The sequence below is a fragment of the Pseudomonas sp. 13B_3.2_Bac1 genome (genome assembly GCF_025466205.1).
Lineage (GTDB): Bacteria > Pseudomonadota > Gammaproteobacteria > Pseudomonadales > Pseudomonadaceae > Aquipseudomonas > Aquipseudomonas fluorescens_H.
In genome coordinates, this window is sequence record NZ_JANLOG010000054.1 from 1 (window position 1) to 10,313 (window position 10,313).

Annotated in this window: 10 protein-coding genes; 2 read left to right on the forward strand and 8 right to left on the reverse strand. The window is 61.9% G+C overall.

All coding sequences use genetic code 11. The annotated features are described in order from the left end of the window. Positions 1-48: 48 nt before the first annotated feature. From NTD85_RS08840 to NTD85_RS08875, 7 genes are all read right to left on the reverse strand, one after another. Positions 49-612: an NUDIX hydrolase gene (locus NTD85_RS08840; RefSeq protein WP_003225717.1), complete on the reverse strand. Its 564-nt coding sequence runs from the start codon at positions 610-612 to the stop codon at positions 49-51. Position 613: 1 nt separating this feature from the next. Beyond that, positions 614-1,366, reverse strand: coding sequence for a GntR family transcriptional regulator (locus NTD85_RS08845; protein ID WP_262141986.1), 753 nt, complete (start codon positions 1,364-1,366; stop codon positions 614-616). 58 nt (positions 1,367-1,424) lie between these two features. After that, positions 1,425-1,814, reverse strand: coding sequence for a carboxymuconolactone decarboxylase family protein (locus tag NTD85_RS08850; protein ID WP_003225716.1), 390 nt, complete (start codon positions 1,812-1,814; stop codon positions 1,425-1,427). 135 nt (positions 1,815-1,949) lie between these two features. Next, complete coding sequence (locus NTD85_RS08860) at positions 1,950-2,435, reverse strand: flavin reductase family protein (RefSeq protein ID WP_262141987.1); 486 nt, start codon at positions 2,433-2,435, stop codon at positions 1,950-1,952. Positions 2,436-2,447: 12 nt separating this feature from the next. Continuing rightward, positions 2,448-3,929, reverse strand: coding sequence for an aldehyde dehydrogenase (locus tag NTD85_RS08865; RefSeq protein WP_262141988.1), 1,482 nt, complete (start codon positions 3,927-3,929; stop codon positions 2,448-2,450). After that, complete coding sequence (locus tag NTD85_RS08870) at positions 3,926-4,759, reverse strand: alpha/beta fold hydrolase (protein WP_103484453.1); 834 nt, start codon at positions 4,757-4,759, stop codon at positions 3,926-3,928. The genes NTD85_RS08865 and NTD85_RS08870 overlap by 4 nt, the downstream gene beginning before the upstream one ends. A 31-nt stretch (positions 4,760-4,790) precedes the next feature. Continuing rightward, positions 4,791-5,381 (reverse strand): amino acid synthesis family protein, encoded by a 591-nt coding sequence (locus tag NTD85_RS08875; protein WP_098964278.1) that lies wholly within the window; start codon positions 5,379-5,381, stop codon positions 4,791-4,793. A gap of 461 nt (positions 5,382-5,842) precedes the next feature. Here NTD85_RS08875 and NTD85_RS08880 point away from each other — a divergent pair, with 461 nt between their 5' ends. Next, positions 5,843-6,886: a WD40/YVTN/BNR-like repeat-containing protein gene (locus NTD85_RS08880; RefSeq protein WP_003225711.1), complete on the forward strand. Its 1,044-nt coding sequence runs from the start codon at positions 5,843-5,845 to the stop codon at positions 6,884-6,886. Further along, entirely contained in the window at positions 6,883-9,267 is a 2,385-nt protein-coding gene (locus NTD85_RS08885; RefSeq protein ID WP_103484454.1) for an efflux RND transporter permease subunit, read from the forward strand. Before NTD85_RS08880 ends, NTD85_RS08885 begins: the two co-directional genes overlap by 4 nt. Before the next feature lie 181 nt (positions 9,268-9,448). Here NTD85_RS08885 and NTD85_RS08890 read toward each other — a convergent pair whose 3' ends face one another. Next, entirely contained in the window at positions 9,449-10,168 is a 720-nt protein-coding gene (locus NTD85_RS08890; RefSeq protein ID WP_045122493.1) for a FadR/GntR family transcriptional regulator, read from the reverse strand. Positions 10,169-10,313: the final 145 nt, after the last annotated feature.

Consider the following 10,313-nt stretch of genomic DNA (forward strand, 5'->3'; position numbering starts at 1 on the left):
CCCCCCCCCCCCCCCCCCCCCCCGCTCCCACAGGGGCGTCGCTGATCCTTAGCGGATGAAGTGGATTTTCCCGCTGTCATCATTGCCCATATAGATCCCATACACCCCGGCCTGACGCTCCTCGATATAGCGCTCGAGGATCTGCCGGATCGCCGGGTAATAGATCTTGTCCCACGGAATGTCCTCGGGGGCGAAGAATTTGTAGTCCAGGGTTTCCGGGCCGAACTGGCCGGTGATCTCCAGCGCGAGGGCGCGGAAGATGATGTACACCTCGCTGATCTTCGGCACGCTGAAAATCGAGTAGGGCGAGACGATTTCCGCGCGCACGCCGCTTTCTTCCCAGACTTCGCGCAGCGCCGCCTGCTCGGTGGTCTCGCCGCTTTCCATGAAGCCGGCCGGCAGCGTCCAGGTGCCCGGACGCGGGGGGATCGCCCGTTGGCACAAGAGGTACTTGCCGTCCTGCTCGATGATGCAGCCTGCGATGATCTTCGGATTGACGTAGTGGATGTAGCCGCAGCCGCGGCACATCAGGCGCTCGTGCGTATCGCCCGGCGGTACCTGCTGACCGAGGTCAGGGCCACCGCATTTCGGGCAAAAGCTCGGGCTGAACATGTCAGTGACCTATGCGCGGTTCTTTCAGCGCGATCGGCAGGGTGATGTCCGGCGTCGCGCCGGTCTCTTCCTGTTTGCGTTTGAGGTAATCGAGGGCCACGGCGGCCGCTGCGCGCACGTGATCGACGCAGGCCTGATGCGCCGCCAGCGCATCACCGCTCTTGATCGCTTCGACCATTTTTTCCATTTCCTGATTACTCGCGCCGCGACGGTTTTCCTGGGACACCGAAGTCGCCCGCAGGTAGCTGATGCGTGCCTGCAACTGGCGCAGTTGAGTGGCCGCGACATGGTTGCCCGAGCCTTCGAGCAGCACGTCGTAAAAGCCCTGCACCGAGTCGATCACCTGTTGCAGTTCGCCGTCCTTGAGTGCCTTGCGGTTCTCGTCGAGGGCTTTTTCCAGGGCCTTGATGTCCTTGGCCTTGGCGCGCAGGGTGAACAACTGGACGATCAGGCCTTCGAGCACGCAGCGCAGCTCGTAGATGTCGACCGCATCGGCGAGAGTGATGATCGCCACCCGTGGGCCTTTGGCATCGGCGAACTCGACCAGACCTTCGGACTCCAGGTGACGCAAGGCTTCGCGCACCGATGTGCGACTGACACCGAGGCGATCGCACAGATCGCGCTCCACCAGACGATCGCCGGGCATGAGCTGAAAATTCATGATCGCGCTACGCAGTTTATCCAGCACGATTTCGCGCAGGGTAACGGGGTTGCGATTGACCTTGAAGCTGTCGTCGAGTGGCTGGCGTTTCATGGGGTCCGCTCTTTACTGTGGCTGTCCATGCCAGACGGGCATCAAAACAGCCGAGGGGTTAACTGGAGGCCTCGGCGTCGGCTTCGGCGAAGGCTTCACGGGCGAGCCGGAAACTGTCCACGGCTGCCGGGACGCCGCAATAAATACCGACCTGAAGCAGAATTTCGCGTATTTGCTCACGACTCAGGCCGTTACGCAAGGCGCCGCGCACATGCAGCTTGAGTTCGTGCGGGCGGTTGAGCGCCGAGATCATCGCCAGGTTGATCATGCTGCGCTCCTTGAGCGACAAACCCTCACGCCCCCAGACGTGGCCCCAGCAGTATTCGGTGACCATTTCCTGCAACGGGCGGGTGAAGTCGTCGGCGTTCTCTATTGAACGCTGCACGTAGGCTTCGCCCAGCACCTGGGTGCGAATCTTCAGGCCTTTTTCGTACTTGTCATTACTCATCATTCCTCCTGTCACCCTGGTTCTCCTTGTGGGAGCGGGCTTGCTCGCGAAGGCGTCGTGTCAGTCGACATCAATGTTGAATGATCCACCGCATTCGCGAGCAAGCCCGCTCCCACATGGGGACCTGTGTATCCATCAGGCCAATGTTGGCAAAGGCCCGAGCTTGCCCTTGTGATAAATCATCGGCGTCACCGGTTGCTCGGGCAGAATCAGGTTCTTCACCGCGCCGACAATGATCGCGTGATCACCACCGTCGTATTCACGCCACAACTCGCATTCGATGATCGCCGTGGCCTTGGCGAGGATCGGGTTACCGAGTTCGCTCAAATGCCACTCGATGTGCCTGGCCTTGTCCTTGCCTTTACCGGCGAAGGCGTAGGCCTCGGCGGTCTGGTCGGCGGACAGCAAATGGATCGCGAATTTCTTGCTGTCGCGCAGCACCGGGTAGGTGTCGGAGGCGTAGTTGGGGCAGAACAGCACCAGCGCCGGATCAATCGACAGCGCGCTGAAGGCGCTGGCGGTGATGCCGACGATGGCGCCCTCCGGGTCGAGGGTGGTGACCACCGTGACCCCGGACGGAAACGAGCTCATGACGTCTTTGTAAATGCCGGGTTCGATCATGTCGCAGGACTCCTAGCGCATCACAAACGGATCAGGCATCGGGGCCTGAGAGAGATTGATCCACACCGTTTTCAGTTCGGTGTAGGCCAGCACCGAATCGATGCCGCTTTCGCGTCCATAGCCACTGTTCTTGAAGCCGCCGATCGGCGCCATCGCCGACACTGCACGGTAGGTATTGACCCAGATGATCCCCGAACGCACGTCGCGCGCCAGGCGATGGGCACGGCCCAGGTCGCGGGTCCAGATGCCGGCGGCGAGGCCGAACTGCGAGTCGTTGGCGATCGCCAGCGCCTCGGCCTCGTCTTTAAAGCGAATCACTGAAGCCACCGGGCCGAAGACTTCTTCCTGCATGATCTTCATCGAGTTGCGGTCGCACTCGAACAGCGTCGGCTCGTAGAACCAGCCGTCACCCAGATCCTCCGGACGCTTGCCGCCCGTGCGCAACCGCGCACCTTCAGCGATGGCATCGGCCACCAGACCTTCGACCACCGCCAGTTGCTGCGCAGTAGCCATCGGGCCCATTTCGCTGTGGTCTTCCTGCGGGTTGCCGATGCGGATGCGCTGGGCGCGTTCGACCAGGCGGTTGACGAACTCGTCGTAGATTTCGTCCTGCACCAACAAACGTGAGCCGGACACGCAGCTCTGGCCCGAGGCCGCATAGATCCCGGCAATCGCGCCGTTGATCGCGCTGTCCAGATCGGCGTCGGCGAAGATGATGTTCGGCGACTTGCCGCCCAGTTCCAGCGACAGCTTGGCGAAGTTTTCGGCGCTGCTGCGCACCACGTGCCGGGCCGTGGCCGCGCCGCCGGTGAAGGCGATCTTGCGGATCAGCGGATGACGGGTGAGGGCGGCGCCGGTGCTCGGGCCGTAACCGGTGACGACGTTGACCACGCCCGGCGGAATCCCGGCTTCGAGGGCCAGACGCGCCAGCTCAAGGATGGTCGCCGAAGCGTGTTCGGACGGCTTGATCACAATGGTGTTGCCGGCGGCGAGGGCCGGGGCCAGCTTGATCGCGGTCAGGTACAGCGGGCTGTTCCACGGAATGATCGCGGCGACTACACCCATCGCTTCGTGCACGGTGTAGGCAAACAGGTCGGGCTTGTCCAGCGGCAGAGTGCCGCCTTCAAGCTTGTCGGCCAAGCCTGCGGTGTAATGGAAGAACTCCGGCAGATAGCCGACCTGACCACGGGTTTCGCGGATCAGTTTGCCGTTGTCGCGGCTTTCCAGCTGCGCCAGTTGTTCCTTGTTGTCCGCGATCAGGTCACCGAGACGCCGCAGCAGTTTGCCGCGGGCGGTGGCGGTGAGGCCGCGCCAGGCCGGGCTGTCGAAAGCCGTCTGCGCCGCTTGCACGGCGCGTTCGACATCGGCTTCACCGGCGTCAGGCAGTTCGGCCCAGGCTTGGGCGCTGGCCGGGTTGAGGCTTTCGAAGGTCTTGCCGGAGAGGGCGTCGACCCATTCTCCGCCGATGCACATCTGGAAGCGTGCGAGTGTCATGCAACGATCCCCTTTATATGGTTTTGTCGGGAGTGTGCGTATTCGAGAAATTCCAGCAGCGTCTGGTTGACCAGGCGCGGCGACTCTACCGGCATCATATGCCGTTGCTCGGGCAGCACCGCAACCTTCGCGCCGGGGATGCGTCGGGCCAGTTGCTCGGCCATTTCCGGGGTGGACCCGGGGTCGAGTTCGCCGGTGGCGATCAGCGTCGGCGCCTGAATACTGCCCAGGTCGTCGGCGCGGTACATGTCCTGGGTCGCGAACAATTCGTAGGTGGTCAGGTAACCCTGCGGATCGTTGCCGGCCAGGGTCTGGCGAATGGCCGCGATCTGCGCCGGGTTGGCCGCCTGATATTCACGGCTGAACCAGCGTGACAGCGCCGCTTCGGCGTTGGCATCCGGCCCGTGTTCAGCCGCCTGCGCGGTCCGGGCGATAACCCCGGCACGCTGTTCTTCGCTGCGGTTGAACACACTGTTGAGCACCACCAGGCTTTGCAGGCGCTCCGGGTAGTGCAGGGCAAACGCCCGCGCCACCAGCCCGCCCATGGAGAAACCGATCACCGCTGCCTGAGGCAGATTCAGGTGATCGAGCAGCTCCAGCAACTGATCGGCATAACCGAGCAGGCCGGTGCCGCTGGCCGGGCGCGGGCTGGCGCCGTGGCCGAGCATGTCGTAGGCGATCACCCGGTATTGGGCAGACAGGCCAACGATCTGGCCGCCCCACATTTCTTTGTTCAGGCCCACGCCGTGGATCAAGACCACGGGCTGGCCTTGGCCGGTCGCCAGGTAACTGGTGCCAGCCGGGGTGAGTTCAGCGGTGAGCCGAATCATGGAGCGCTCCTGCAATGCCTTTTTATTGTGATTACTGGGCTTTTTCGGCGGCCAGTTCTTCCAGATCGATGTAGCGGTTGCCGATGCGCGGGTGCAGGCGGCCACCGTCGGCGCACCCGAGCACCACCACGATTTCGTCGGCACGCGGCGCGTCTTCGATCTGCATTTCCAGAGTGATGTAGTGCGAACGCTGGCCTTCGTCGTCCTTGTGCATCATCGGGATCTGAATCGAAGTGCCCGGGCCGCCGCGCTTGTTGGTGAAGCTCAGGTAGCTCTTGGCCTTGACCGCTTCGCGGTAGTGGTTGCCGAAGCGCAGGGTGTGGATCACCGCCGAGGCGTGTTCGATTTCGCCGTCGGCGCCGACCACTGCAGCCTTGCCGTAAGCCTCGATCTTCTCCGCACCGCCGATGATGCCCACCAGACGCTCGACCATCAGCGCGCCGAGGTCGGAGCAGTTGGCGCGGATCTGCGGTTTCAGATCCTCAACGAAACCGTTGCCGACCCACGGGTTCTTCATCACCACGGCCAGCCCGACCATGGTCACTGGCTTGTCAGTGGCCTTGCCGCCTTCGATGAAGGTTTCTTCGACATAGCTGACGATCTTGCGAATTTCGAAACTCATGAGCTGCTCCGTAGGGGGATTGAGAGTGTCTGTGCGTCTGATGGTATACCATAATACCGATCGTGCAAGTCCCCCACGCAAGATTTGCCGCATCCATCCGGCGAATAGCGGTGTATTCATCCGCCAGCCCCAATCTCACAAACACCATTGCACCCTGTGGGAGGGGGCTTGCTCCCGAAAGCGGTGGATCAGTCGACATCTCTGGTACCTGACACATCGCCTTCGGGAGCAAGCCCCCTCCCACAGTGGAAATCACCACCGACAGGAGGCCCATCCGGTTAACAAAAGATAACGTGGCGCCGATTGTCAGACGTTTCCAAAGCCCGATAGGATGAGCCAGCTTCCCAAGGCGCTCTGGACTGCGGGTTTCACGGCTATGCTTGTGACCTGTCAGTCACCACGAGCACCCTTGCGGCGCCCTAAGGCCGAATGGCCTAACAATAATAAATAGGGGAAGGTCTATGAGTCGTTGCCGCCCGCCGGCGTTTCGCAACACCGCGTTGCTGGCCACAGCACTCACCCTGCTGGGCTGTGCTGCCTTGTCGGCACCCGTGCTGGCCGCTGAAGCGCCAGCCGACGGGGTGTATTCCACCGAATCGGCCAAAGCCGCAAAAAGCCTGATGCTCGATGTCGTCCACGCCGGCACCCGGTTGGTGGCGGTGGGGGATCGCGGGCACATTCTCTATTCCGACGATCAGGGCAAGACCTGGACCCAGGCCAAGGTGCCGACCCGGCAACTGCTGACGGCGGTGTATTTCGTCGACGACAAGCACGGCTGGGCGGTCGGCCACGACGCGCAGATCCTCGCCAGCGAAGACGGCGGCCTGACCTGGAGCAAACAGTTCGAAGACCTCAAGCGCGAAGCGCCGCTGCTTGACGTCTGGTTCCAGAACGTCAATCACGGTGTGGCGGTCGGTGCCTACGGCGCCCTGCTGGAAACCACCGACGGCGGCAAGAACTGGCAAGACGTCAGTGACCGCCTCGACAACCAGGACCAGTTCCACCTCAACGCCATCGCCGCCGTCAAGGACGCCGGGCTGTTCATCGTCGGCGAGCAGGGCAGCATGTTCCGTTCACCGGACTGGGGCCAGACCTGGGAAAAGCTCCAGGGCCCGTATCAAGGCTCGCTGTTCGGTGTGATCGGCACCGCACAACCCCAGACTCTTCTGGCGTATGGCCTGCGCGGCAACCTCTATCGCTCCACCGACTTCGGCAGCACCTGGCAGCAGGTTGAACTCAAGGCCGCGCGCGGTGCGCTGGAGTTCGGTCTGTCCGGCGCGACCCTGCTTGCCGACGGCTCGATCGTGATCGTCGGCAACGGCGGCTCGGTCATCAGCAGCAGCGATAACGGCGAAACCTTCAGCGTGTTCAACCGCCCGGACCGCATCTCGCTGTCCTCGGTGACGGCGGCCGGCGACGGTAATCTGATTCTTACAGGGCAGGGCGGCGTGCACACCACGCAGCCAAACGGCGCCGAGATCAATAATAAGAAGGCGGGGCTATGACTTCCTTGAGCAATCATCATCAGGACAAGGCGACGTTCCTCGAACGTCTGATTTTCAACAACCGCCCGGCAGTGATCCTGATCTGCCTGGTGGTCAGCATCTTCCTGTTCTGGCAGGCCACGCTGATCCGGCCGTCCACCAGTTTCGAAAAAATGATTCCGCTCAAGCATCCGTTCATCGAGAAGATGATGGAGCACCGCAACGACCTGGCGAACCTGGGCAACACCGTGCGCATTTCGGTGGAAGCCACCGACGGCGACATCTTCTCCAAGGAGTACATGGAGACCCTGCGCCAGATCAACGACGAGGTGTTCTACATCTCCGGCGTCGACCGTTCCGGCCTCAAGTCGCTGTGGAGCCCGAGCGTACGCTGGACCGAAGTGACCGAAGAAGGCTTTGCCGGTGGTGAAGTGATCCCGCAGAGCTACGACGGCTCGCCGGAAAGCCTCGACATGTTGCGCAACAACGTCCTCAAGTCCGGGCAGGTCGGGCGTCTGGTGGCCAACGACTTCAAGTCGAGTATCGTCGACATCCCGCTGCTGGAGTCCTACCCGGACCCGCAGGATCAGGGCAAGCTGCTCGCGCTGGACTATCGCCAGTTCTCCCATGAACTGGAAGACAAGATCCGCAACAAGTTCGAAGCGCAGAACCCCAACGTCAAGATCCATATCGTCGGTTTCGCCAAGAAGGTCGGTGACCTGATCGACGGTCTGGTGATGGTGGTGATGTTCTTCGGCATCGCCTTCGTCATCACCCTGATCCTGCTGCTGTGGTTCACCAACTGCCTGCGCAGCACCGTCGCGGTGTTGAGCACCACGCTGGTAGCGGTGGTCTGGCAGCTCGGGCTGATGCACTTCTTCGGTTTCGGACTCGATCCGTATTCGATGCTGGTGCCGTTCCTGATCTTCGCCATCGGCATTTCCCACGGTGTGCAGAAGATCAACGGGATCGCCCTGCAATCCAGCGAAGCCGATAACGCCCTGACGGCGGCGCGGCGCACTTTCCGGCAATTGTTCCTGCCGGGGATGATCGCGATTCTCGCCGACGCCGTGGGCTTCATCACGCTGCTGATCATCGACATCGGGGTGATCCGCGAACTGGCGATCGGCGCCTCCATCGGCGTGGCGGTGATCGTGTTCACCAACCTGATCCTGCTGCCGGTGGCGATTTCCTATGTCGGCATCAGCAAACGCGCGATTGCCAAGAGCAAGAAGGACGCGAATCGCGAACATCCGTTCTGGCGTTTCCTGTCGAACTTCGCCAGCCCGAAAGTCGCACCGATCTCCATCGCTCTGGCGCTGATCGCTTTCGGTGGCGGCCTCTGGTACAGCCAGAACCTGAAAATCGGCGACCTCGATCAAGGTGCGCCTGAGCTGCGCCCGGACTCGCGCTACAACAAGGACAACAATTTCATCATCAACAACTATTCCACCAGTTCCGATGTGCTGGTGGTGATGGTCAAGACCGCCACCGAAGGCTGCTCGCGCTACGAAGCCATGGCGCCGATCGATGAGCTGATGTGGAAGATGCAGAACACCGAGGGCGTGCAGTCGGCGATCTCGCTGGTGACCGTGTCCAAGCAGATGATCAAGGGCATGAACGAGGGCAACCTGAAATGGGAAACCCTGTCGCGCAACCCGGATGTGCTGAACAACTCGATCGCCCGCGCCGACGGTCTGTACAACAACAGCTGTTCGCTGGCGCCGGTATTGATCTTCCTCAACGACCACAAGGCCGAAACCCTCGACCGTGCGGTACACGCGGTGCAGGAATTCGCCAAGGCCAACAACAAGGACGGCCTGGAATTCATCCTCGCCGCCGGTAACGCCGGGATCGAGGCGGCCACGAACGAAGTGATCAAGCAGGCCGAACTGACCATCCTGATCCTGGTGTACATCTGCGTCGCGGTGATGTGCATGATCACCTTCCGTTCATGGGCGGCGACCCTGTGCATCGTCCTGCCGCTGGTGCTGACCTCGGTGCTGGGCAACGCGCTGATGGCGTTCATGGGCATCGGCGTCAAGGTCGCGACCCTGCCGGTGGTGGCGCTGGGTGTGGGGATTGGCGTGGACTACGGGATCTACATCTACAGCCGTCTGGAGAGTTTCCTGCGCGCCGGGCTGCCGTTGCAGGAAGCCTATTACCAGACCCTGAAATCCACCGGTAAAGCGGTGCTGTTCACCGGTTTGTGCTTGGCCATCGGCGTGTGTACCTGGATCTTCTCGGCGATCAAGTTCCAGGCCGACATGGGCCTGATGCTGACCTTCATGTTGCTGTGGAACATGTTCGGTGCGCTGTGGCTGCTGCCGGCCCTGGCGAAGTTCCTGATCAAACCGGAGAAAATGGCGGGGCAGAAGGGCAATTCGTTGTTCTCCCACTGATCCGAATGCCGAAACAACAAAGCCGCAACCCGAGGGTTGCGGCTTTTTTATCCAGTGAACATCACACCATTCAAAATGTGGGAGCGGGCTTGCTCGCGAAAGCGGTGTGCCAGTCATAACATGCTTCGCTGACACTCCGCATTCGCGAGCAAGCCCGCTCCCACAGGAGATTTTGGGTGTGTCAGGTGAGTTCTGTGCCAAGCACGACACTGAGAGCACTACGCGCATCATCCAGTTGCACCAGCGTCGCATGTCGGGCGCCAAGCGCATCACGGTTCTCGATCGCCGTAAGAATCGCCTTGTGCCGTGGCAGCGCCAGCTCATGCAGATTCGGCCGCTGGTTGGAATGCTTCAACGCCTCGGCAATCGCCACCGACAACATGTTGCACAGGTTCGCCAACAAGTCGTTGTGGGTCGCGTCGGCGATGCGGCTGTGGAAGTCCAGGTCCGGTTGCAGCAAGGCTTCCGGGGTCGGTGCGGCTTCCATGCGCTGATAGGCTTCGCCGATGGCGGCGATGTCAGCCTCGGTCGCGTGCTGAGCGGCGAGGGCGGCGGCAGCTGGTTCGATGATGCTGCGCACGCTGGTCAGCACATTGAAGAATTCATTCTGCGGGCTGCTTTGCATCAGCCAGTGCAACACGTCCGGATCGAGCATGTGCCATTCACGTCGGGCCTTGACCACCGTGCCGACACGCGGTTTGGAGTACACCAGTCCCTTGGCCACCAGCACTCGCGTGGCTTCACGCAACACCGGGCGGCTGACCGCGTATTCCTCGCACAACAGCGCTTCGGCGGGCAGTTTGTCGTCGGGCAAAAAACGTCCGGAGACGATCTGCATGCCCAGTTCCTGGACAATGCGCGAGTGCATGCTTTTGCGGTCGGAAGGTTTGCGGTAATCCATGGGGAACGGCGCGATCCTGAGCGATGGAGATGCCGCGCATCATAGCAGGCACGACACTGTATTGAGGCAGACACAGCAGCCAAATGTGGGAGCGGGGGGGGGGGGGGGGGGGGGGGGGGGGGGGGCGCCCCCCCCCCCCCCCCCC

Bases quoted from the DNA above. Each gene is read 5' to 3' on its own strand.
- NTD85_RS08875 (WP_098964278.1), bottom strand. From the start codon at position 5,381: ATGAGTTTCGAAATTCGCAAGATCGTCAGCTATGTCGAAGAAACCTTC.
- NTD85_RS08880 (WP_003225711.1), top strand. From the start codon at position 5,843: ATGAGTCGTTGCCGCCCGCCGGCGTTTCGCAACACCGCGTTGCTGGCC.
- NTD85_RS08865 (WP_262141988.1), bottom strand. From the start codon at position 3,929: ATGACACTCGCACGCTTCCAGATGTGCATCGGCGGAGAATGGGTCGAC.
- NTD85_RS08890 (WP_045122493.1), bottom strand. From the start codon at position 10,168: ATGGATTACCGCAAACCTTCCGACCGCAAAAGCATGCACTCGCGCATT.
- NTD85_RS08870 (WP_103484453.1), bottom strand. From the start codon at position 4,759: ATGATTCGGCTCACCGCTGAACTCACCCCGGCTGGCACCAGTTACCTG.
- NTD85_RS08850 (WP_003225716.1), bottom strand. From the start codon at position 1,814: ATGAGTAATGACAAGTACGAAAAAGGCCTGAAGATTCGCACCCAGGTG.
- NTD85_RS08840 (WP_003225717.1), bottom strand. From the start codon at position 612: ATGTTCAGCCCGAGCTTTTGCCCGAAATGCGGTGGCCCTGACCTCGGT.
- NTD85_RS08845 (WP_262141986.1), bottom strand. From the start codon at position 1,366: ATGAAACGCCAGCCACTCGACGACAGCTTCAAGGTCAATCGCAACCCC.
- NTD85_RS08885 (WP_103484454.1), top strand. From the start codon at position 6,883: ATGACTTCCTTGAGCAATCATCATCAGGACAAGGCGACGTTCCTCGAA.
- NTD85_RS08860 (WP_262141987.1), bottom strand. From the start codon at position 2,435: ATGATCGAACCCGGCATTTACAAAGACGTCATGAGCTCGTTTCCGTCC.